Here is a 21883-nt window from a genome sequence, read left to right on the forward strand (position 1 = left end):
CAAGGGACGCCCGCCTCACTCATATCCCGTCATTTCCAGATATCCCTCGCCTGTCGAACTCCCGTCAAAGGTGATCGGCCCTTCCCAGTACGGCGTTCGAGTTGCCATCCAGGACTGGTCGTTCAACGGAGTCGTCGTCACGTCGAAACCCCGCTCGGGGATTTGCACCCGCCAGGCCACCGGGATATCTCGGTCCCCAACATGGGCCGAGCGTACGGGTGACATCTCAACCGATCCGGGTGGCAAAGATGTCGGCGTGCCATCGGCAGCGATCCAGGTCGCGGATGTGTAACCTTCACCACTATCCCGCAGGCGGAAGGCCATCAGTTTTTCGCCGCTGTCCAGATGCAGGGAGAACCAGTCCCATCCCGTCTGGTCTTTGGCCAGTGGTTGTGACGACCATTCTCGGTCGAGCCAGGCTTTTCCATGGACCCGAATGGTCCTGGCCCCAATGTTGAGCGACCCCGTGACCTCGTAAAAAGGCTGTGAATAGTAATAGCTCGCCTGTCCTTGGGCAGACTTGACCGAAAAACCGTGATCGCCCTGCAAGACCAACGGCCCCTTGGCTGACATGGCCAGTGTGTAGCTGAAGCCTTTGCCGGTTGCGTGCAGGCTCACATCATCCAACGGGTCGCCGCCGGATGGTGCCATGCCGTTCAATTGCCAGTCGTCGATCCAGGCCGAGAATGGCGCGACATCCACTCCCGCCTGACCAATGCCGCCACGGGCCAGTTTTTCCGCCACGAGATGCTGGTCCTTCGTGGTCAAGGCGGCATGGCCCATCCAAAGCTGAGGATCGGACCAACCCTCTTCGCTCTTGGGTGCAAGTGCAGAGCGAAAGAGTGTCCACTGCACCCCGTATTGCGCTCCGTCCTCGCCAGTCAGGTTGGCTGTCACGTACCACCACTCGATCCGGTAGTCAGTATGTGCGCCATGGTCGGCGGGAAACTGGATCGGGCTGTCCCGACGTGGAATGGCAAAGCCATTGGCCGTCGACCCCAGCCCGGCGAAGCCTTGTGCCATGGCAGTCATGGGCTGCGCGATGCTCAATGCAAGAGTTACAAGAACTGCCAATATCTGTTTAGCGTTCATTGGTGAAAACCCTCAGCAATTCCGCTGGACCGATTTTTGCCAGTCTGCGTATCGGGATAAAAACCGAAACCAGCGCCGCCAGGAGTGCAGCCAGGCCGAGTATCAGCCAGTCGAGGGGAAAGATCCTGAGCGGCAGGCGCCAACCGAATGCCTCGACATTGACGATCGCCAAAAGCACCCAGGCCAGTCCAAGGCCAACAGGCACTGCGGCGACGAAGGTTGCAAACCACAGTGCCAGAGTGCGCAGGACTTCGAGCAGAGCCAGATCGCGACGGCGGATACCCATGGCCCAGACGGGCGCAAGCTGTGGCAGACGAATGCCCGACAGCGTCAGAAGGCTCGAAAACATCGCAAAACCCGCAACACCCAGCGTGAAGACATTAAGCGCACCGGTCACGGCAAACGTCTGATCGAAGACCGCGCGCGATTGCCTCTTCAGCGCGGCCTGATCGATAATATTGTCGGCGGGAAGACCGAATTCAGAGGTCAGCAGGCCACGCAGGGTTGGTGCTTCGGCGGGATCAATGCGCACACCATATCTGAGCTTGGCAACATCGGGGTAATGGGCGGTCAAAGTGTCGATGCCGATAATGACCTGTCCCTTCGGATTGCCGTAGTCGGAATAGACGCCCACAATCGGAATGTCCCAATCTCCAGGCATGGCCAGCGTGTCGCCGACGGAAAGCCCCTTGCGACGCCAGAGCTGCTCATTGATCAGCGCGCCTTCGCCATCTGCCACGCGATCCCAGACATCGGCTGTGCCAGACAGAAGCGGCCAGTGGTCCCGGTAGGTCGCATCGCTGGCAGCAGCACCGTAGATCTGAAGCCGGTCGCCCAATATCTCGCCTTCCACGCTCCAGATCGGCAGCACGGATGTCGAATGGGACGGAAGCCACGCTCTTAGTCGCGCTGCCTCATTTTCATCGCGGGCTGTCACATAAAGCTCCGCTGCCAGGCGTTGATCCAGCCAGCCGACAAAAGTGAGGCGAAAACTGGAAACCATGGTTCCGACGCCCACATTGGCAGCAAGTGCCAGAAGCAGTGCCATCAGGGCGAGAGATAGACCCGGAAGCTGCTGGCGCGTATCAGCCCAGAACCAGGTGATGAGCGCGCCCGAAGAACGCTTTTGCATCGCGGCAAGTACCGCCGACAACAGGCCCGGCAACAGGAGCGCAGCCCCCAGAAGCAAGGCCCCCAACACCGCAAAGCCGATGACAAGCCCGTGTCCGAATACCGCCAGAACCACCGCGGCGGCCAGCAGCGCCAGACCGGACAGGACCTGAAGCTTCAAACCGAGGGCAGTCGCCCGTGCCCAGGCGCGTGGTTGCGCAGCGGCCAGCAATGGCATTTTGTGCAGCCGCCACAGGCTTTGCACGGACGAGACAAATGTTCCGCAAACTGCAATGCCAATACCGGTTGCCCACCATTCGGGCCGAATGGACAAGGTGCCCGGAACACTTGCACCATAAAGCCCTTGCAGGGTTGCCGCCACGCCTGGAAGAAGCAGCGAGGCGACAAAATACCCGGCAGTCACACCGACAAGTCCGGCCAGCAATGACAGAACCAGGAGTTCGCCGATGACCAGTAAAATCAGCGATGACAAAGGCAGGCCGAGTGCACGCAAGGTCCTGAAGGTCGCTCTTCGCTGATCAAAGGCAAGGCCGATTGCGGCGTAAACGATGAACAGGCCAACGGCAAAGGCAAGGAAACCAAAGGCCGTCAGATTGAGATGAAAGCTGTCAGTCAACTGGGCGACGTCGGGTCGCTCGCCGGCAGGCCTGGTAACGATCTCTGGCGCAAGCGTTTCAAGCGAAGGCAGATCGGGACGTTGGTCCGGTGAGACCACCAGCCGGCTGAGCTCGCCAGGTCTGTTGAGTATGCGCTCGGCGATGCCGATATCGACAAAGGCGGCACCGTCCGGCATATCGGGCGAGACCTGAACGGCCATCTCGGTTTCGCCTTTGAGCCGCACCGCAGTCGCCGGAGACACCATCAAGATTCCCGGCTCGCTTATGAATGCGGTCCGCTTGTCTGCACCGCCAGTCTCAAACCCGCTTTCCCTGGCAGGCATGGTCAGTGGGTCCATCCCGATGATGCGTACGCGCCGGGTGCCAAAGCGATGATCACCCTCAAGGACTGGCGACACATTCCATCCCGCCCGCCGCAATTTGGCGTAGGTGCTGAGCGGTATTGTCTCACCGTCCCGGGGTACCAGTTGGGTCAACGCGTTTTGATCCAGCACCGAGGCAGCGCGCGCATAACTTGCCCTTGCCTCTGCATTGATTGCCTGGACGCCGGACCAAAGCGCGGTCGCCAGAGAAAGCCCGAGCAGAAGCGTGGCAAGCTGTAACGGGCGACGTCGCCAATGCGCCAGAAGGGCCGTGGCTGCGGTCCAGAGCATCAGGCAATCTTTCCGCGGTGCAGGTGAACCCGGCGATCGAGCTTCCCCGCCAACCGCAAGGAATGGGTCACCATCAGCAATGCGGCACCTGCACTCTTCGTCAGGGACAGCATGACCGAGAGGACAGCATCGCCCGTTGCCTCATCCAGATTCCCGGTCGGTTCGTCGGCCAGCACCAGCGGCGGCTTTGCAGCCAGCGTTCGGCCAATCGCCACCCGCTGCTGCTGTCCCCCGGAAAGTTGCTCCGGGTAGCGCGAAAGAAGTGTCTCGACCCCCAGAAGCGCAACGAGCTCGCTTTCCCATGCCGGATCATGCCTGCCGGCGAGCTTTGCATGGAAGGAGATATTGGCCGCGACATCGAGCGATGGAATGAGGTTGAACTGCTGAAACACAAGGCCGACGGAGCGGCGCCTATATTCGGCCCGTCCTTTGTCATCGAGTCTGGCAAGCGAAAGCCCGCTGGAAACGATTTCGCCGGCATCGGCCCGGTCCAGTCCGGCGGCAAGGTGCAGCAGGGTACTCTTGCCGCTCCCGGATTCGCCGGTCAGTGCCACGCTTTCCCCGGCATCGAGATCGAGGTCGATGCCCCTCAGGATCTCTAACCGTCCCTCGACGGTGGTGTAGGATTTCGTGACATCGCGAAGAGTGAGCAGCATGGGGCCCGGATCAAGCTATGAAGGATGCGAGCATATGTAGGCCCCGCGTGCGCTATTGTAACCCGAAGAGAAAGGATTTTGGCCGCCCGGTTCAACAGGGACGGGCGTGCCCTTCGCCTTTGCTATTCCATCGCCAGGATCATGTTGCGCACCACCGGATAGATTTCCGTCTCCCAACGCCTGCCGTTGAAGACGCCGTAATGGCCGACATTTGCCTGCAGATGATGTCGCTTCAAGTGAGGGCGCAGCGAACGGCACAATTCGTGGGCGGACGATGTCTGACCCAGTGCGCAGATATCGTCGCGTCCCCCTTCCACGGTCAACAAGGCCGTGTTGCGGATATGCGCCGGATCGACCTTGCGGCCATGATGGGTAAAGTGGCCGGTTGCCAGTTCCGCTTTCTGGAAGACCCGATCAATCGTCTCGATGTAGAACTCCTCGGTCATGTCCAGAACGGCAAAATACTCGTCATAGAAGGTTTTGATTTTCTCCGCCTTCTCGACCTCGCCCTTTCCCAGATGCTCGAACAGGTTCCGATGGGCCTGAAGGTGGCGTTCCATATTCATGGACATGAAGGCGACCAGTTGCAGGAAGCCCGGATAAACCCGTCTGCCGCCGCCGCCATGGCGGTGGGGCACCGTGCTGATGAGGGTGCGTTGGAACCAGGAGAGCGGCTTGGATACGGCAAGCTCGTTGACCTTGGTCGGGCTTTCGCGCGGATCGATCGGTCCGGCCATCAGTGTCATGGTGCGTGGTGTTGCCGGATGATTGTCCTCAGACATCACCGCGACCGCGGCCAGCGCCTGCACGCAGGGCTGACAAACGGCCAGCACATGTGCGCCCGGCCCTATTTCCTCCAGAAAACGCACGACATAATCAACGTAATCATCGATGCCGAAGCGCCCGGCGGAGACCGGAACGTCACGGGCATTGGCCCAGTCCGTAATATAGACATCATGATCTTTAAGCAGGGTCTGGACTGTTCCCCTGAGAAGTGTCGCGAAATGTCCGGACAGAGGAGCAACCACGAGGACCCGAGGTCGCGGCGTGTCGACATCCACGGCAAAGTGCAGCAGCTTGCCGAAGGGAAGGTCCAGGACTGTCTCGATCGTCACCGGCGCATCCTGATTGCCGATCAGAACTGATGAAATTTCAAAGGGCGGTGCTGTATGGATGATCTCGAAGCGAGAAATCAGTTCCATTGCAGCACCGAAATAGCGCGACATTTCGGCGACCGGCTCAAACAGGGTTGCGGGCGTAAAGCTCTGCAGTCTTCGGGCGAGGTCGCGCATCGGCGCCATCAGATCGTCCTGAAACTGGTAGGTTTGGTAGAGCATCATCGAAAAACCCCGTAGCAACGCAATTGCTGCATTGCAAAAAATGCTAGTGCATTAGATCCCGCTATGCGAGAACATTGTTGCAGCACGCATAAGATTTCCGACAGGGATAGACTTCGATGTCACAGGCGACACTCACAATCTCCTCCAAGAACTACTCTTCCTGGTCATTGCGAGGTTGGCTGTTGTGCAAGATGGCAGGACTGGACTTTACCGAGATCCTGGTGGAGCTGGATGACGAGGCCCGTCAGGAATTGCTGCTTCTGTCGCCATCCGTTCTTGTGCCGCGCTTGACCCATAAGGACGTGGCGGTATGGGATACGCTGGCAATCGCCGAATATCTCCACGAACTGGCTCCAGAGGCGGGACTGTGGCCCAAAGACCAGGCGGCCCGGGCGCGCTGCCGGTCCATCTCCGGCGAAATGCATTCCGGCTTCCACAATCTCAGGTCCGCCTTGCCGATGAACCTGAAGTCCACCCATAAAAGCTTCAAGATTTTCTCAGGCGCGCGACCGGATGTCGAGCGTATCAAGACAATATGGACCGAATGTCTGGAAAAGAGCGGCGGACCGTGGCTGTTTGGCACGACACCGACCGTCGCCGATGCCATGTATGCACCGGTCTGCAGCCGCTTTCGCACCTATTCCGTAGATCTGGAGCCGCTGCTGGCTGCCTATTGCGAGACCGTGTTTTCTTGGCCGTTAATGGTCGAGTGGACCAATGACGCCATCGCCGAGCCGGATGAAATCATAGAGCTCGAGGTCGAATTTTAAGGGCTTGGTGATCTGCCAGCACGGCAAAGCAAGATGCGGCCGCTGATTTTCAGCGCGGTTCATGGTCCTTTACGGCGACCGTTTCATCGGTCGGGCCACTCTCAAACGTCTCATCCTGATCCACAGTGAGATCCAGCTTGCCCCATATCGAGGGCTTGCCGGTATCAGACTTTATTTTACGGGATGTCTTTCGCTCAATGATGAACGTCTTTTGTTGCTGACGCATAAATCCTCCAGGCGACGAATCGCGGGTAAACGATAGCGCAGGTTTCAAAAGGCGCAAGGGCGCGACAGAGCATTGGGTGCATGCGTTGAAAATAAGCTGTAGCTATGTCGCATCCTGAACGCGGGTATTGATTTATATGCAGCCCGGTGCTGACTTTTGCGGAGCCTTTGCGGGCTGATCGGTCTCGCCGATAGCTGAAGATTAAACTTCGTCCATCTGGAAACCTTCAGACATCTGTCGCGTTCGATTTCCTAGCGAACCGCAGGAGGCCCTCCATGACTGACAAGATCACAAATCCTGAATCCGAGGGGCCCGCAGGCGGCTGGGGCTCGTTGAAATCCATGGCCCGTATCTATGGAGATGCCTGGCCCACTCCCGCTGCGATAGACACGCTTCGCCGCCAGAACAAACCGGGCGGGTATATGTGTGCCTCCTGTGCCTGGCCCAAGCCTGCCAATTACAGCGCATTCGAATTTTGCGAAAATGGCGCCAAGGCTACCCTTTGGGAAACGACTAGCGCTCGGTGCGGCCCGGATTTTTGGGAGAGCCATACTGTTGGCGACCTGAGATCGTGGAAAGATCATGATCTCGAAATGACCGGCCGGCTCACTCACCCCATGCGCTATGATACGGCGACGGATCGATATGTGGAAATCAGCTGGGACGAGGCATTCACCGCCATCGCCGCGACGCTCAACCACCTCGACCCCAAAGACGTCGTCTTCTATTCGTCCGGCCATGCTGGGCTGGAGGCATCCTATTTATACGCCCTGTTCGCCAGGCTTTACGGCAACAATAATCTTCCGCAGAGTTCAAACATGTGCCACGAGACGACGTCGGTCGGGCTCACCAAAGTCATCGGCTCCCCGGTCGGCACCATCGTCTGGGACGATCTGGAAAAGACGGATTGTTTCTTCTTCTTCGGCCAGAACCCCGGCTCCAACAGCCCTCGTTTTCTGCATCCTCTTCAGGAGGCCAAGCAGCGTGGAGCCAGGATCGTCACCTTCAATCCGGTGATGGAGCAGGGCCTGGTCTCCTTCGTCAATCCGCAAAGCCCGACCGACATGCTGACAGGACACGAGACCCAGATCTCCGATCAGTATCTCCAGGTCCGCAGCGGCGGTGACGTGGCCGCAATTATGGGTCTTTGCAAGGTCGTGGTCGAGGCAGACGATCTGGCCAGGGCAAATGGCGAAAAGCGCGTGCTGGACTTGGACTTCATCGATCAGCACACGACCGGTTTCGAAAAATTCATCGACTGCGTGCGTGAAGCGCAATGGAAGGACATTGAACGCGAGAGCGGCCTCTCTGAAGACGCCTTGCGCGCGGCTGGTCAGGTCTATGTCGAGGCGGAGCGGGTAATCGGCGTCTATGGTATGGGGCTCACCCAGCATGCCCACGGCGCTCTCAATATTGCAATGCTGGTCAACCTGCTTCTTCTCCGCGGCAATATCGGTCGCGAAGGTGCCGGCTGCTGTCCTGTCCGCGGTCACTCCAACGTTCAAGGTCAGCGCACGGTCGGTATTGCCGAGAAAGCCAAGCTGGTCCCCATGGACAAGCTGAAGGCCCTGTTCGACTTCGATCCCCCGACTGAGGACGGCACCCATATCGTCGATGCGGTGAAGGGTTTGATGTCGGGCGAGATCAAGGCATTCATCTCCCTTGGCGGCAATCTGCTCCGTGCCGTGCCAGAACAGGAAGAGATGGAACGGGGCTGGGCAGCGCAAGAGCTTTCGGTCATGGTCTCGACCAAGCTCAACCGCAGTCATCTGTTCCCGGCGAAAAAAGCCTATATCCTGCCCTGTCTTGCGAGATCGGAACTCGACGAACAGGCAACCGGTAATCAGGCGATCACCATCGAGGACAGCTTCTCTCATATCCATGGTTCGACCGGCAAGCGCACGCCCGCGTCCAGGCAGTTGAAGAGCGAACTGGCCATCGTCGCTGGCCTTGCCGACGCGACCCTGAAACCCAATCCGAAACTCAAATGGTCGGAATGGGGCGGTGACTACAGTCTCGTCCGCGATCTGATCGAACAGACCTATCCGGAAGATTTCGCGGATTACAACAAGCGGATATTTACCCCCGGCGGCTTTTATCGCGGCAATGGCGCTCATGAGCGGATCTGGAACACGCCGGAAAAGAAGGCGATCTTCACCAGCCCTGAACGGCTCAACTCACTCGCATTCACCGACAAGCCCGGGCGGTACAGCCTGCTGACCATGCGCTCCAATGACCAGTTCAACACCACGATCTACGGGTATTCGGATCGCTTTCGCGGTATAGAAGGCACCCGCGACGTCGTGCTGATGTGTGAAGCGGATATCGCTGAAGCTGGCCTGGAGCCGGGCCAGACTGTTCGCCTGGTCAGCGACTATGACGACGGTCGGCGTCGCGTTCTCGGTGGCTTGAAAGTAACCCCGCACAAGCTGCCGAGAGGCACGATCTGTTCCTACTATCCCGAATGCAATGTTCTGATCGCCATCGACCATCATGACGCTTTGTCGAAAACGCCGGCATCCAAGTCGATCCCCGTATGCATCGAAGCCGAGGCCTGATCGGGTCGCGTTGCCACTGAAAGCGAGACAAGATCGAGCGTTGTTCTAAAGTCTGGACACTCAAATTCCCGTCGGGTTTCACTGATGGAACCTGGGGCTATATCGTGAAGGCCGCGCGAAATGCCTCGAGTGCGTCTTGCGGATCGCCTTTGGCATAGGCCTCCATGGCGACCGGACCGCGATAGCCCATCTCATTGAGAGCACGCGCGATAACAGGATAATTGATTTCGCCGGTTCCCGGCTCGCAGCGTCCGGGTACGTCAGCCACCTGGATTTCTCCGACCCATGGCAGGCAGGCACGGCAGGTTTCGATCAGGTTCCCCTCACCGATCTGGGCATGGTAGAGGTCGAGATTGAGCCTGAGCCGCGGATGGTCGACGGAGGAGACAAGTGCCAGTGTGTCTGCGGCGCGGCCGAAGGGCGTGCCGGGATGATCGACCGGCAGGTTGAGATTTTCCAGGGTGAAGATAACGTCTTCCTGATCCGCCATGTCGGCAATGCGGGCCAGCGTGTCGCGCGCCTTCAGCCACATGGCGCCGGTGACGATTTCGCGGGGTATCGCCGGTAATCCGCCCTCGCCCAGACCCGTGCCATGGAGGTTCAGACGGGCCACGCCGAGCCGCTTGCCGACCTGAGCAGTCTCGCGCGCCGAGCGCAGCAGTTCATCGGCCCCTTCGTCGTCGGCGAGCCGACCGGTCAGATAGCCGTTCATGATCGAAAATGTGGCACCGGATTTTTCCAGCGCGGCCAGGTCGTGATCCGGCCAGTTCCAGAGGCCGACTTCAAAGCCCATTTCGGCAAGGCGTGCCGCGCGCCATTCGATCGGTCTGTCGCGCCAGAGCATTTCGGCACAGGCGGCAAGGATGAAGGGCTGTTCCATGGTCGAACTTCCTGAGAAAAAGGTCTGGGATCAGCGCATCAGATGCTCGACCGGAGGGGCCGCGACGAAGCGCCATTTCCGCAAGGGGCCGGCCATGACGTTGAGATAATACATCTGGAAACCATGCGGCGCGCCACAGGGATGGTGACCACGCGGCACGCAGACCACATCGCCGTCATGCACAGCCATGGTTTCGTTGAGCTGCAGGTCGTCGGTATAGACGCGCTGCACACCGAAGCCATCAGCCGGGTCGAGCCGGTGATAATAGGTTTCCTCCAGATAGGTAATCCGCGGGAAATCATCCTCGTCATGGCGATGACTTGGATAGCTCGACCAGTGGCCTGCAGGAGTAAACACCTCGGTTACCAACAGCGAGTCGCAATAGTCCTCGTTTTCCATGGCGATATTGTTGATGTAGCGCGTGTTCGTGCCCTCGCCCCGCTGTGTCAGCGTGATGCCATCGGGACCGATGCGGCGGGCGGCGTGACCGCCCTTTCCGGGCGCCGAGCAGACTGCGATGACGCAGTCGGTCTCGGCCACAGCCTCCCAGTCCGTGCCGTCTGGCAGATAGAGGCAGTGCGGCGGCGTTTTCTCGAACACATTCATGCGCTCGCCCAACACCCCCCAGTCCTTGTCTGCCCCCCGGATTGCCGCCTTGCCTTCCACCATCACCAGAATGACTTCCCGGTCGCCGGTCACCTCGCATGCCTGCTCGCCTGCGCGCAGCCGATAGAGCGAAAAGCCGACATAACGCCAGCCGGCGGAGGCCGGGGTGATGTCATGCACCTTGCCGTGGCTGCCGAAAGGGCGGTGGAGAAGATTGGCCATGGTGGGTCTCCCTGTGGTGGTTTTCAGATCAGGCCGGTCTCGGCCGCTGCGGCCTTCAGCGTTTTCAGGCCCAAGGATTGATATTCGAACGGGTTGTGGACATCCGGATCCTGTTCAGCCTCAATGACGATCCAGCTGTCATAGCCTGCCTCCTTGAGGATCTGCAGCAATGGCGCGAATTCGACGCCGCCTTCTGCATCGCCCGGAACCGTGAACACGCCGGCACGCACGCCGTCCATGAAGGACATGCCTGTTTCGCGCACCTGGCGCATGACTGAGGGGCGGACATTCTTGGCGTGAAAATGGCTGACACGATCGGCATATTTGCGCAGCACCGGCGCTGGATCGCTGCCATTGCCACCGAAGAAGCAATGGCCTGCGTCAAAGAGCAGGCGCGTCGCCGGGCCTGTCGCCGCCATGAAAGCGTCGATCTCTGTTGGGGTTTCCACCACTGTGCCCATATGATGATGATAGACAAGGGCAATGCCTTGAGCCGCAGTGAAGGCAGCCAGTTCCTCGACCTTTGCACCGAAGGCCCGCATCTCGTCTCCCGAAAGAACCGGGCTTTGTGACAGCGGTGTCTGGCTGCCCTGAATGGTATTGGAGGTTTCGCAGACGATGCAGACCGTGCAGCCATTATGCTTGAGCCTGTCGAGATGCGGCTGGATTGCCGTCTTCTCCGCCTCAACGGATTGCGCCAGCAGATTGAGCGAGTACCAGCCGGAGATGAACGCAAGTCCATAGGAGCCAAGCAGTTGCTTCAGTTCTTCGGGATCAGCAGGCCAACGATGGCCATTCTCGATTCCGTCAAAGCCGATCCTGGCGGCCTCGCGCAGGATCTGGTCGGTTGGGATGTTGGCGCCCAGGGTCTGGTCGTCGTCATTGGCCCAGGCAATGGGGTTGGTGCCGAAACGGATCATCGTCTGTCCTTAATTCACGAGTTTCTGGCGTACTGCACCCTCAAGGTAGCGCGCATAGGCCTGGCTAAGCTTGTCTGTGGTGCCCACCTGCGGCACGGCCACGTCCCACCAATGTCCGGCGTCGCCAAAACCCGGACCTGGCATAGGATCGGTGTCGATGACGATGACGGTGGGAATGTCGCGTCCGCGTGCTGCGGCAATCTGGGTCTCGAGATCGGCGATATCGGCTGCCTTCACGGCATGAGCGCCCATGGCCGCTGCGTGAGCGACGAAATCGATATGCGGCTGCTGTTCGACATTGCAATCCTTGTAGAGATTGTTGAATTGCTCGCCGCCGCTGGCCTGCTGAAGCCGGTTGATGCAGCCATAGCCACGATTGTCCGTCAGGACGACGGTGAACGGCACCTTGCGCATGACGGCGGTTGCCAGTTCGGAATTGGCCATCATGTAGGAACCATCGCCAACGAAGCAGATCACCTCCCGCTCGGGGCGCGCCAGCTTGAGGCCCATCGCACCGGCGATTTCGTAGCCCATGCAGGAAAACCCGTATTCCATGTGATAGCCACCCTGGCTTGGCTGCCAGAGCAGCTTCAGCGCGCCAGGCATCGTGCCGGCAGCACACATGGCGATCGCATCATCGCCGGTCGCGCGCTGCACCGCGCCGATCACCTGCGCATCTGTCGGCAGATCGCCTGTCGCGTCCTGACCAGGCGCTGCACAGTGGCGATCGACTGCTGCCAGCCATTCGGCTCGCGCTTCTTCGTCCGGTGCCGGCGCCTGGTGGTCGCCCAGCGCCGCGCACAATGCCTCAAGCGCGACCCTTGCATCGGCGACCAGTCCGAGCGCGCCATGCTTGTCGGCATCATAGCCATGCACATTGATCGAGACGAGCTTGCGGTCTTGCGCCTCGAAAAGCGACCACGAGCCGGTGGTGAAATCCTGGAAGCGCGTGCCGACGCCAATAACCACGTCTGCCTTGCGGGCCAGCGCGTTCGCCGCTGCCGATCCGTCAACACCAGCGGCACCGAAATTCATCGGATGGCTTTGTGCCAGAGAGGATTTGCCCGCCTGGGTTTCGATGACAGGAATGGCGTGGCGGGTCGCGAAATCGGCCAGCACCTGTTCAGCTTCGCTGTAGATCACGCCGCCGCCGGCGACGATGACGGGATTGCGCGCAGCGCGGATGACTGCTGCGACATCCTGAATGTCCCTGCTGTCGGGTGCCGGCCTGCGAATACGCCAGACCTTGCGCTCGAAGAACTCCTCTGGCCAGTCATGGGCCTCGGCCTGTACGTCCTGGCAGAAGGACAATGTCACTGGCCCACAATTGGCAGGATCGGTCATCACCCTCAAGGCGCGTGGAAGTGCGGTCAACAGTTGCTCGGGCCGCATGATACGGTCAAAATAGCGGCTGACCGGTCGCAGGCAGTCATTGACGGTCACGGTGCCGTCGTCGAAATCTTCAATCTGCTGCAGGACCGGATCCGGCCGTCGATTGGCAAAGACGTCGCCGGGGATCAGCAGCAGCGGCAGACGGTTCACATGGGCAAGCGCTGCCGCTGTCACCATGTTTGTCGCACCCGGTCCGATGGAGGATGTAACCGCCTGGGCGCGGCGGCGCTTCTTTGCCTTGGCATAGGCGATTGCCGCATGGGCCATGGTCTGTTCGTTCTGGCCTCGCCAGGTCGGCAGGCTGTTGCCGGCCTTCTGCAGCGCCTCACCAATCCCGGCCACATTGCCGTGGCCGAAGATTGCCCAGACTCCGTCTATGAAACGTTCGCCGTCTTCGGTCATTTGCGCCGAGAGCCATTTTACCATGGCTTGTGCTGCCGTCAGTCTGATCGTGTTCATGCTGCCTGCTCCCGTGCCTTGCCACGCGCCGCATCCCAGATTTCACAGAGCCGCGCATAGCGCGTCACCATTTGTTCGACGGCAGCGGTATTGTCGATCTCGCCCTTCAGCCAGGCCCGTGCTGCATCGCCAAAGATTGTTCGACCGACGGCAAACCCTTTGACCAGATCGAAGCGCGCTGCGATCTGGAAGCTGGCCGACAGGTCCTGCTCCGGCGCGTCCAGGCCAAGGACGACAATGCCGCGTGTGTGAGTGTCATGGCTTTCGATGGCCGCTATGGCATTCTCCCAGCCACCATTGGTCTTCATCGGCTCCAGTTTCCACCAGTCCGGATAGATGCCCGCCTGATAGAACTGCTGGATCAGGGTCGCAGTGGTGTTATCGTCCACCGGGCCGACCTTGGAGGGAATGACTTCCAGCAGAAATTCCAGCTTGTTGCGGCGGGATGCCGCGAACAGACGCTTGACCGTTGCTTCCTGCTCGCCGCGCATCTCGGCTGTGTCGTCCGGATGGCAGAAACACAAAACCTTGACCACGTCCTCGCGTGCCCATTCCGTGAGCGTCCCGCAATCGCTGCCCAGTTCCGGCTCCAGATTGAGCGGACGGGAGCCTGGCCATTCTGTCGGTCGCCCAACCCAAAGCCCCGAACCGGAGGCGCGGTGCAAGGCCGAGCGGCCGATGCGGTTGTCGCAGAGAATGCCGTAGCCATGGCGGCCCGCCTGAACTTTCAGCGCCGCATCGAGGCAAAGCTCCTTGAAGGCCGCGCCCTTATGCAGGCTATAGCCCTCCATCTCCTCCAGTTGCGCCCGATGATCGAAGGCAAAGACGCGCATGGTCGACCAGTCGCCGTTCACGCGCTTTTGCCGCGTCGTGGACCAGTGGATCTGCTCGAGTTCGGCATCATTGCGCAAATCGGGTTGAACAACGCCGCGCTTGAGGAAAAATTGCAGCTCTTCCCAGCTTGGATAGGCCGGTGTGCAGCCGTGGCGGCTGACCGCAAAGGCGCCGCAGGCATTGGCGAATTTGAGTGATGTCGGCCAGTCCTGGTCCGTCATCCAGCCGCGCAACAGACCGGAGAAAAACCCGTCGCCCGCGCCCAGGACGTTGAACACCTCGATTGGAAACCCTTGACCGGACTGTCCGTCATCGAGGCTGCCGGGAATATCGGCCTCGAAGGCGACGGCACCCAACGGGCCGCGCTTGCACACGAGGGTCGCCTTGCTGACGGAGCGCACAGCGCGCAGTGCCGCAAGCGTATCTGTCGATCCGCCGGCGATGTGGAATTCCTCTTCGGTGCCGACGATCAGATCGAAATAGTAAAGCGTGGCCTGCAGTTTGGCTGTTACCTTTGCGCTTTCGACGAAACGGCTTTCGCCGTCGCCATGACCGGCCACGCCCCAGAGATTGGGGCGGTAGTCGATATCCAGTGCGGTGCGCAGGCCGTGCATGCGCGCCAGCTTCAGCGCCTTGATGACGGCTGCTTCCGTGCTCGGATTGCTGAGATGGGTGCCGGTGACCACAACGGCACGCGCCGAAGCGATGAAGTCTTCATCGATATCGTCTTCGCACAGCGCCATGTCGGCACAATTCTCGCGGTAGAAAATCAGCGGAAACTGCTCGTCGTCACGGATGCCGAGGATCACCAAAGCGGTCAGACGGTCCGGATCGGTCTTCACGCCTTGCGTGGACACCCCTTCCCGCTTCAACTGCTCCAGGATGAAGCGGCCCATGTGCTCGTTGCCAACGCGGCTGATCAACGCGGTCTTCAAGCCGAGCCGCGCACTGCCGCAGGCAATATTGGTGGGGGAGCCGCCGATATATTTCTCAAACGATCCCATGTCCTCGAGACGGCCGCCGATCTGCGCGCCATAGAGGTCGACACCCGCTCGACCGATGGTGATGACATCCAGTGTTTTCGTCATACCGATTACCTTTCAATCCGTATGGCAGCACCATGGGAGGCGGCCATGGCGTGAATGACCTTTTCGATCTCAAGTCCTTGTGCGAAATCAGGTCCGCAGGCTGGTCCACCGGCAATGGCGCTCAACAGGTCGCGCGCCTCGATCACCTTTTGCTCGTTGAAGCCGAAATTATGTCCGGGTGCCGGGCAAAAGGCTGTAAAGTCAGGCTGCTCGGGTCCCGTCAGATGCCTGGTAAAGCCGGCCTCGCCTGATCTGTGAACCCATAGCTCATTCATGTTTTCCTGGTCGAACACGATGCTGCCTTCGGTGCCATGGATCTCCCATTGCAGCCGGCATTTGCGCCCCCGAGCGACGCGCGAAGTGGCAAACGACCCATGGGCGCCGGAAGCAAAGCGGATGAGCGCCAAGGCGCTGTCTTCATTCTCGACAGGCTTTGGTCCATCGGGGGATGGCCGGTTGGCTACGACAATCTGTGTCTGGGCGGTAATCTCGCTCACCGGCCCCATCAAGGCGGTCATAAGGCTCACGAGGTGGCAACCGAGGTCGCCCAGTGCGCCCAGACCGCCACCTTCGTGAGTCATCCGCCAGGACCACGGGAGGAGCGGGTCGGCGGAATAGTCTTCGTCATAGACGCCGCGAAAAGCCATCGGCTTGCCGATCTCGCCGCTGCTGACCATGCGCCGCGCCGCCTGAAATGCCGGGCTTCGCAAATAGTTGTATCCGAGGATCGTCATCTGCCCCGAATGCGTCGCGGCGAGGGTTGCCATGGCGCGCGCGTCGTCAAGCGTGAGTGCCATCGGCTTTTCCAGCCAGACATGCTTGCCGGCCTTCAGCGCGGCTTCCGCCATCGGGCGGTGCATGCCATTGGGCGCGGTGATGGAGACGATATCGACATCGGGATCGGTCGCGGCATCTTCCCAGCGGGCGGTTGCCCGCGCAAAGCCGAACTGTGCGGCAAAAGCCGCTGCCTGCGCATCAGTCGCGTCGGCCAGAATTTCCAGCCGCGGATGCGCACCACCAAAGACGGTCGCCACGTTACGCCAGGCCATGGCATGGCATTTGCCCATGAAACCAGTGCCGATCAGGGCGATACCAAGAGGTTTTTGAGGCATTGGATGCGACATGCTATCCCCGTTTTCCATGTAAGGACGGACGGCCTGCACGCCGTCCGCCATTCGATCAGATGGTCCCGCCGAGCGAGCCTTCCAGTTCCGCCATTTCCTGTCCGCCGGCCATCAGGTCCTGCAATTCGGACGCGGTGATCTCGCCCTTGGTGGCGGTGCCGAGCGTCTGGCCGCGATTGAGCACGGTGAAGCGGTCGCCCACGGCCATGGCATGGCGCACATTGTGCGAGATAAAGACAACGCCGATGCCTTGTTCACGAACCCTGTTGATGGTGGCCAGAACATTGGAGGTCTGGCGCACGCCGAGCGCCGAGGTCGGCTCGTCGAGGATCAGAACCTTCGCACCGAAATAGACCGCGCGGGCGATAGCGACCGTTTGCCGTTCGCCGCCGGAGAGCGTGCCGACCGCCTGGTCGGGACCACGCAGGTTGATGCCCATCTTGCGCATCTGCTCCATGGTGATCTCGTTTGCGGTTTCCAGATCGAAACGCTTGAACAGTCCCCGCCCCTTCGTAGGCTCCCGCCCCATGAAGAAGTTGCGGGTTACCGACATCAGCGGGATCATTGCAAGATCCTGGAACACGGTGGCAATGCCAGCCTCCATGGCGTCTCGGGGACTGTCGAAGGACAGTGCCTTGCCTTCGAAAGTGATCGTGCCCTCGGTTGGCTTGTGGACGCCGGACATGGTCTTGATGAAGGTCGACTTGCCGGCCCCGTTGTCGCCCAGCAGGCAATGGCATTCGCCTGCCGTGACGTCGAATGTCACACCGTTCAGCGCAATGACATTGCCATATTGCTTCTTGATGTTTTCCATATGAATGATCGGTGCGGTCATGTCAGCGCTCCCCGGTCACGCGTCTGCGGATGACGTTGTTGAAGATCACCGCGAGCAGAAGCATTCCGCCAAGGAAGATCTGGAACCAGTCCTGATCGAACTTGGTGTAGGTGAGGCCGATGGTCACCATGCCGAATATGATTGCGCCGAAGAAGGCACCAATCGCCGATCCGTAGCCGCCGGTCAGAAGGCAACCGCCAATGACCGCGGTGATAATGGCCTCGAACTCCTTCATGAAGCCGCGACGCGCATCGGTGGAGCCCGCATCGATGACTGTGATAATGGCAACCAGCGCGGCCGCCATCGCGGTCAGCATGAACAGCGAGATCTTCACGCGCTTGACCGGCACGCCTGAATTCTGTGCTGCAAGGGAATCGCCGCCGGTTGCAAAGATCCAGTTACCGGCAGGCGTGCGCAGCAGCACATAGGTCGCCACCAGCGCAAACAGGACGAACCAGACAATCTCCACCGGAACGCCAGACACTTTCGGCGCGCCGGATTTAAACGTCTCGACCACACCGATATCGGCCAGCCATTTGAACAGGAAATCGAAGGCGTCGCCGGAAAAAATCGGCATCAGGAAATCGCCCTCGACCGCTTCGCGAATGCCGCGCAGCTGGGTCGAACCGCCGGTGAAAATCTTCAGGCCGACAAGCGCTGCGCCGCGCAGGATGAAGAGACCTGCCAATGTGACGATGAACGAGGGCAATCCGGTACGGATGACAATCATCCCGTTGGCCGCGCCCAAGGCTGCGGCAAACCCCATGGTCAGGGGAATGGCAATGATCAGCGGCATGCCGATATTCACGGTGAAGGCGCCGAACAACATGCCGGAAAATGCCACCATCGAGCCGATAGAAAGGTCGAATTCGCCACCGATCATCAGCATTGCAGCGGCGATGCCGAGAATGCCGAGCTGGGCTGCAGGCGTCATGAAGTTCATGATGCCCGATAGAGTAAACATCGTGCGGTCGGCAGTGATCAGGAAAAAAACGGTGACGAGGATAACGCCCCCGATGGCCCCCAATTCCGGTCGTTTCATCAGCTTGGTGGCAAAGGACTCGGTCTTGATCCGCTCGTCCGCTTGCACCGTTGTATCGGTCGACATGGCTTCCTCCCCGTCGTTGACCAGGCCGCGCGACAAACACGCGGCCTGGATGACTGTGCTTAGCGGATACCCTTGGCAGACAGGTCGATGACCTTGGCTGCGCTGTCCTTGGTGACAAGGTTCGGGCCGGACGGCACGTCACCGCCAGGCATCAAACCGTATTCCGCGTTGAGCGCGAGGAAGACCACGGGCAGATAGCCCTGCAGGAATTGCTGCTGGTCGATTGCAAAGGCGGCCTTGCCGTCAGCAACATCCTGCAGGAAGCCCGCCGAGAGATCGAAGGATGCGATCAGAACCTTGTCGCGACCGAGAGCCTGCGCTGCCTTGACGGCAGGTTCGCCGACAAGCGATGCACCGAGACCGAGAACGGTATCGACATCGGCATCGGATTCAAGCGCGGCACGAACCTTGGCTTCGACCTCTGCCGGATCGTTTTGGGTCGGGATAACCGTTACAGGATGAGCAAAGCCCTTTTCAAAGCCCTGGCAACGCAGATCGAGCGACACATTGCCCACTTCCTGGTTGACGCAAATGCCCTTGGTTCCACCCATTTCGGCCAGTTTCTTGCCGGCGATTTCGCCAGCGTCGAATTCCGACTGACCGACATGCAGAAGTGCGCCAAGCTTGTGCGACACGTCGGAGCCGGAGTTCATGGTGATGACCGGAATGCCGGCTGCGACGGCGCGTTCAATCGACGGACCGAGCGCATCTGCGTCGGGCACCGAAACCACGAGGCCATCAGGCTCCTGATTGACGGCAGCGTCGATCATCTGGCTCATCTGCACCATATCGAAGGTCTCAGGCGAACGAAACTCGACGTTTGCGCCTGTGTCCTTGCCGGCCTTCTCGACACCGTTTTTGACCACCGACCAGAAAGGGTCGTTGGCCTGGCCATGTGCGACGACGACGATGTCGGTGGCAAAGGCTGGCCCGGCTGCCGCGATCACGGCAGCAGTTGCGACAGCTGCTAGAAATTTATTCATGCTATCCTCCCATTTGAGTTTCATTGGACGCCACTCCCGAGCGTCCACTCCCTCCGGCCCCTTGGCCCGGATACTGATGTCGGAAGCGCCTCCATCCCGGCATTCCCGATCATTGGTTTGCGGCGTCGCCTGGACGCCACTTGAATTCAAAGCGCCAGCTTGACCGGTTGCCCGGACTTGGCCGATTGCGTTGCCGCCTCGGCGAGCGCCAGCGCCGCAATGCCGTCTTCCAGCGAGACCGGCAGCGGCGTGCCATTGACTATGGACGAGACGAAGGCGTCCCACTCGATTGCATAGGCGCGCATGTAGCGTTCGAGAAAGAAAAACTCGGGCTTGGCGCTGGTGACGCCCGCTTTCGTTGCCTTCGAAACCGTGTTTTCCAAGATATTGGCGGCCGAAAGCAGTCCCTCCGAGCCCAGCAGTTCCAGACGCTGATCATAGCCGTAGACCGCCCGACGACTATTCTTGATGACCGCAATGCGACCATCGGTATAGGTCAGTGTCACCACGGCCGTATCGACATCGCCGGCTGCCCCGATCGCCGGATCCACGATCGACGTGCCAACCGCATGGATTGAAGCCGGCGCGCCGCCCATCATGAAATTCGCCATGTCGAAATCATGGATCATCATGTCGCGGAACAGGCCGCCTGAGACCTTGATATAGCTGACCGGCGGCGGCGCGGGATCGAACGACGTGATCGACAGCAGTTCCGCCTTGCCGATATCTCCGGCGGAAAGAGCCGCCCGGACCGCTGCGAAGTTCGGATCGAAGCGGCGGTTGAAGCCGATCATGACCGGTTTCCCGCTGTCGGCGGTTTTCGCAAGGCAGGCCTTGGCCCGCTCCAGCGAGAGATCGACGGGCTTTTCGCACAGCACTGCCTTGCCGGCAGCTGTCGCCTTTTCGATCAGATCGGAATGGGTATCGGTCGATGTGGCAATCAGGACCGCATCAATCGAAGCGTCCGCGAGAATGGCATCCGTGCCAAGCGCCCGAGCACCATAGGCCGCAGCAAGAGATTGCGCAGCCTCTTCATTCACATCGGAGACGGCGGCAAGCGTAGTTGCGGCATGACCAGCGATATTTACAGCGTGGACGCGGCCAATTCGGCCCGCGCCGAGCAAACCAATTTTTAGCAATTTTTCCTCCCGGGCAACCAGTTTGTTGCCATCCTCACCATCACTATTGCCAGTTTTGCTCGCGGGAGCAAGTGCTATTTGCTCGCGGGAGCAAAAAATGTTTCGGGTTAAGTGCAAAGGGCGCTATCAATCGTATTGCGGGGTCGGTACATGGAGAGCGGGAGACAGGTATGCCAGACAAGAAACAACCCGGCTTTACTGACCATGTCACTGCCGATGATGTGGCGCTTGCCGCCGGCGTGTCGCGCTGGACGGTCAATCGGGCCTTCCGCAAGGAAGCATCGATTTCGCCGAAAAGCCTGAAGAAGGTCATGGCGGCAGCCGAAAGCCTGGGCTATGTGCCCGATCTCAGGGCCGCGAGCCTTGCCTCGGACCGCTCGCATCTGGTGGCGCTGCTGATCGACGACTTCGCCAATCCGCACAAGCTGATCATGATGGAACGCCTTACCCGTATTCTGCGGCGTGAGGGATGGGATATCCTGCTGGTCAATACGCTCGACAGGGACGACGCCAGCCACGCGCTGCTGAACGCCAGCCAGAGACGGGTCGATGCGGTGATCCTCATCGGTATCCAGTTCGACGATGAAGTGCTGGAAACGGCACTTCATGCCCGACGCTTCCGCAAACTGATCATTTTCGCGCGGACGTCACGCAATCCGAACACCATTTCAATCGCCGTGGACGACATCCATGCGATGAAGGAAGTGGCCAATTATGTGCATGGCCGCGGCTATCGCAGGCCGATGTTTCTTGCCGGACCGCGCACCTATTCCGCCCATCTTCTGCGCCAGGAAACCTTCATCGATTATTGGCGGGAGCATTTCGGCGTAGAGCCTATCACGGTCAGCGTTTCGGCTTATGATCCGGCACTGGCCGCCGATATTGTCAGCGAAACGCTGGTCGGTCGCGCCCCAGAAGCACTGCCGGATATCATTGTCTGCGAAAACGACGCGCTTGCGATCGGCGCCATCGATGTCATCCGACACAAGCTCGGCCTGCGCGTGCCTGACGATATCGCCGTCACGGGTTTCGACGATGTTCCCCAAGCCGAAAGCGTCAACTATCGCCTGACGACCTACCGCCAACCGCTCACCGAAATGGTGGAATACCTGGTGGAAGTGCTCGGCAGTTCCGAGGACCGCGATTTCGACCGTCTGTTTCAGGGAAAGCTGGTGCCGCGCCAAAGCGCCTGAGCCTTGTCTCGATCCTCAAATTAATCTCGCGCCAAGCAATGCGTCGCAGTGCGCCAG

Annotated in this window: 18 protein-coding genes; 3 read left to right on the top strand and 15 right to left on the bottom strand. The window is 59.9% G+C overall.

What is annotated here, in order from left to right:
- Positions 1-15: 15 nt before the first annotated feature.
- The 4 genes from ACQQ2Q_RS19585 to ACQQ2Q_RS19600 form a co-directional block, all read right to left on the bottom strand.
- Positions 16-1092 (bottom strand): lipocalin-like domain-containing protein, encoded by a 1077-nt coding sequence (locus tag ACQQ2Q_RS19585; RefSeq protein ID WP_428188810.1) that lies wholly within the window; start codon positions 1090-1092, stop codon positions 16-18.
- On the bottom strand, positions 1082-3493 hold the full coding sequence (locus ACQQ2Q_RS19590) for an ABC transporter permease (RefSeq protein WP_428188811.1): 2412 nt from the start codon (positions 3491-3493) through the stop codon (positions 1082-1084). Before ACQQ2Q_RS19590 ends, ACQQ2Q_RS19585 begins: the two co-directional genes overlap by 11 nt.
- The gene (locus tag ACQQ2Q_RS19595) at positions 3493-4149 is read right to left on the bottom strand and encodes an ABC transporter ATP-binding protein (RefSeq protein ID WP_428188812.1); all 657 of its coding nucleotides are present in this window, start codon (positions 4147-4149) and stop codon (positions 3493-3495) included. The genes ACQQ2Q_RS19590 and ACQQ2Q_RS19595 overlap by 1 nt, the downstream gene beginning before the upstream one ends.
- A gap of 122 nt (positions 4150-4271) precedes the next feature.
- Positions 4272-5486, bottom strand: coding sequence for a polyhydroxyalkanoate depolymerase (locus tag ACQQ2Q_RS19600; RefSeq protein WP_428188845.1), 1215 nt, complete (start codon positions 5484-5486; stop codon positions 4272-4274).
- A gap of 119 nt (positions 5487-5605) precedes the next feature.
- Here ACQQ2Q_RS19600 and ACQQ2Q_RS19605 point away from each other — a divergent pair, with 119 nt between their 5' ends.
- Entirely contained in the window at positions 5606-6259 is a 654-nt protein-coding gene (locus ACQQ2Q_RS19605; RefSeq protein WP_428188813.1) for a glutathione S-transferase, read from the top strand.
- Positions 6260-6308: 49 nt separating this feature from the next.
- On the opposite strand, the gene ACQQ2Q_RS19610 is transcribed toward ACQQ2Q_RS19605, so the two are convergent.
- Positions 6309-6485 (bottom strand): hypothetical protein, encoded by a 177-nt coding sequence (locus ACQQ2Q_RS19610; RefSeq protein ID WP_428188814.1) that lies wholly within the window; start codon positions 6483-6485, stop codon positions 6309-6311.
- 275 nt (positions 6486-6760) lie between these two features.
- Between ACQQ2Q_RS19610 and ACQQ2Q_RS19615 the strand changes: the two genes are divergently transcribed.
- Positions 6761-9043 carry an FdhF/YdeP family oxidoreductase gene (locus ACQQ2Q_RS19615; protein WP_428188815.1) on the top strand — a complete coding sequence of 761 codons (2283 nt, stop codon included), beginning with the start codon at positions 6761-6763 and terminating at the stop codon, positions 9041-9043.
- 97 nt (positions 9044-9140) lie between these two features.
- Here the strand turns inward: ACQQ2Q_RS19615 and ACQQ2Q_RS19620 are convergent, their stop codons facing one another.
- From ACQQ2Q_RS19620 to iolG, 10 genes are all read right to left on the bottom strand, one after another.
- Positions 9141-9923: a TIM barrel protein gene (locus ACQQ2Q_RS19620; RefSeq protein ID WP_428188816.1), complete on the bottom strand. Its 783-nt coding sequence runs from the start codon at positions 9921-9923 to the stop codon at positions 9141-9143.
- Positions 9924-9953: 30 nt separating this feature from the next.
- Complete coding sequence (gene iolB / locus ACQQ2Q_RS19625) at positions 9954-10751, bottom strand: 5-deoxy-glucuronate isomerase (protein WP_428188817.1); 798 nt, start codon at positions 10749-10751, stop codon at positions 9954-9956.
- Between the two features lie 23 nt (positions 10752-10774).
- Positions 10775-11671, bottom strand: a complete 897-nt coding sequence (gene iolE, locus ACQQ2Q_RS19630) for a myo-inosose-2 dehydratase (RefSeq protein ID WP_428188818.1) — start codon at positions 11669-11671, stop codon at positions 10775-10777.
- Positions 11672-11680: 9 nt separating this feature from the next.
- Positions 11681-13522, bottom strand: coding sequence for a 3D-(3,5/4)-trihydroxycyclohexane-1,2-dione acylhydrolase (decyclizing) (gene iolD, locus ACQQ2Q_RS19635; protein ID WP_428188819.1), 1842 nt, complete (start codon positions 13520-13522; stop codon positions 11681-11683).
- Positions 13519-15444: a bifunctional 5-dehydro-2-deoxygluconokinase/5-dehydro-2-deoxyphosphogluconate aldolase gene (locus tag ACQQ2Q_RS19640; protein ID WP_428188820.1), complete on the bottom strand. Its 1926-nt coding sequence runs from the start codon at positions 15442-15444 to the stop codon at positions 13519-13521. Before ACQQ2Q_RS19640 ends, iolD begins: the two co-directional genes overlap by 4 nt.
- A gap of 5 nt (positions 15445-15449) precedes the next feature.
- Positions 15450-16556, bottom strand: coding sequence for a Gfo/Idh/MocA family protein (locus ACQQ2Q_RS19645; protein ID WP_428188821.1), 1107 nt, complete (start codon positions 16554-16556; stop codon positions 15450-15452).
- Between the two features lie 67 nt (positions 16557-16623).
- Positions 16624-17403, bottom strand: a complete 780-nt coding sequence (locus ACQQ2Q_RS19650) for an ATP-binding cassette domain-containing protein (RefSeq protein WP_428188822.1) — start codon at positions 17401-17403, stop codon at positions 16624-16626.
- A 1-nt stretch (position 17404) separates the two neighbouring features.
- Positions 17405-18511 carry an ABC transporter permease gene (locus tag ACQQ2Q_RS19655; RefSeq protein ID WP_428188823.1) on the bottom strand — a complete coding sequence of 369 codons (1107 nt, stop codon included), beginning with the start codon at positions 18509-18511 and terminating at the stop codon, positions 17405-17407.
- 59 nt (positions 18512-18570) lie between these two features.
- Positions 18571-19494 (bottom strand): sugar ABC transporter substrate-binding protein, encoded by a 924-nt coding sequence (locus ACQQ2Q_RS19660; protein ID WP_428188824.1) that lies wholly within the window; start codon positions 19492-19494, stop codon positions 18571-18573.
- 146 nt (positions 19495-19640) lie between these two features.
- Complete coding sequence (gene iolG, locus ACQQ2Q_RS19665; RefSeq protein WP_428188825.1) at positions 19641-20633, bottom strand: inositol 2-dehydrogenase; 993 nt, start codon at positions 20631-20633, stop codon at positions 19641-19643.
- A 170-nt stretch (positions 20634-20803) separates the two neighbouring features.
- Here iolG and ACQQ2Q_RS19670 point away from each other — a divergent pair, with 170 nt between their 5' ends.
- Positions 20804-21826, top strand: coding sequence for a LacI family DNA-binding transcriptional regulator (locus ACQQ2Q_RS19670; RefSeq protein ID WP_428188826.1), 1023 nt, complete (start codon positions 20804-20806; stop codon positions 21824-21826).
- The last annotated feature ends 57 nt before the right edge of the window (positions 21827-21883 follow it).

Source organism: Agrobacterium sp. ES01 (assembly GCF_050320885.1).
In the GTDB taxonomy this organism is placed as follows: Bacteria; Pseudomonadota; Alphaproteobacteria; order Rhizobiales; family Rhizobiaceae; genus Allorhizobium.

What these genes read in the sequence shown, in the direction of transcription:
- ACQQ2Q_RS19585 (WP_428188810.1), bottom strand. Translation starts at nt 1,092, where the DNA reads ATGAACGCTAAACAGATATTGGCAGTTCTTGTAACTCTTGCATTGAGC.
- ACQQ2Q_RS19590 (WP_428188811.1), bottom strand. Translation starts at nt 3,493, where the DNA reads ATGCTCTGGACCGCAGCCACGGCCCTTCTGGCGCATTGGCGACGTCGC.
- ACQQ2Q_RS19595 (WP_428188812.1), bottom strand. Translation starts at nt 4,149, where the DNA reads ATGCTGCTCACTCTTCGCGATGTCACGAAATCCTACACCACCGTCGAG.
- ACQQ2Q_RS19600 (WP_428188845.1), bottom strand. Translation starts at nt 5,486, where the DNA reads ATGCTCTACCAAACCTACCAGTTTCAGGACGATCTGATGGCGCCGATG.
- ACQQ2Q_RS19605 (WP_428188813.1), top strand. Translation starts at nt 5,606, where the DNA reads ATGTCACAGGCGACACTCACAATCTCCTCCAAGAACTACTCTTCCTGG.
- ACQQ2Q_RS19610 (WP_428188814.1), bottom strand. Translation starts at nt 6,485, where the DNA reads ATGCGTCAGCAACAAAAGACGTTCATCATTGAGCGAAAGACATCCCGT.
- ACQQ2Q_RS19615 (WP_428188815.1), top strand. Translation starts at nt 6,761, where the DNA reads ATGACTGACAAGATCACAAATCCTGAATCCGAGGGGCCCGCAGGCGGC.
- ACQQ2Q_RS19620 (WP_428188816.1), bottom strand. Translation starts at nt 9,923, where the DNA reads ATGGAACAGCCCTTCATCCTTGCCGCCTGTGCCGAAATGCTCTGGCGC.
- iolB (WP_428188817.1), bottom strand. Translation starts at nt 10,751, where the DNA reads ATGGCCAATCTTCTCCACCGCCCTTTCGGCAGCCACGGCAAGGTGCAT.
- iolE (WP_428188818.1), bottom strand. Translation starts at nt 11,671, where the DNA reads ATGATCCGTTTCGGCACCAACCCCATTGCCTGGGCCAATGACGACGAC.
- iolD (WP_428188819.1), bottom strand. Translation starts at nt 13,522, where the DNA reads ATGAACACGATCAGACTGACGGCAGCACAAGCCATGGTAAAATGGCTC.
- ACQQ2Q_RS19640 (WP_428188820.1), bottom strand. Translation starts at nt 15,444, where the DNA reads ATGACGAAAACACTGGATGTCATCACCATCGGTCGAGCGGGTGTCGAC.
- ACQQ2Q_RS19645 (WP_428188821.1), bottom strand. Translation starts at nt 16,556, where the DNA reads ATGCCTCAAAAACCTCTTGGTATCGCCCTGATCGGCACTGGTTTCATG.
- ACQQ2Q_RS19650 (WP_428188822.1), bottom strand. Translation starts at nt 17,403, where the DNA reads ATGACCGCACCGATCATTCATATGGAAAACATCAAGAAGCAATATGGC.
- ACQQ2Q_RS19655 (WP_428188823.1), bottom strand. Translation starts at nt 18,511, where the DNA reads ATGTCGACCGATACAACGGTGCAAGCGGACGAGCGGATCAAGACCGAG.
- ACQQ2Q_RS19660 (WP_428188824.1), bottom strand. Translation starts at nt 19,494, where the DNA reads ATGAATAAATTTCTAGCAGCTGTCGCAACTGCTGCCGTGATCGCGGCA.
- ACQQ2Q_RS19670 (WP_428188826.1), top strand. Translation starts at nt 20,804, where the DNA reads ATGCCAGACAAGAAACAACCCGGCTTTACTGACCATGTCACTGCCGAT.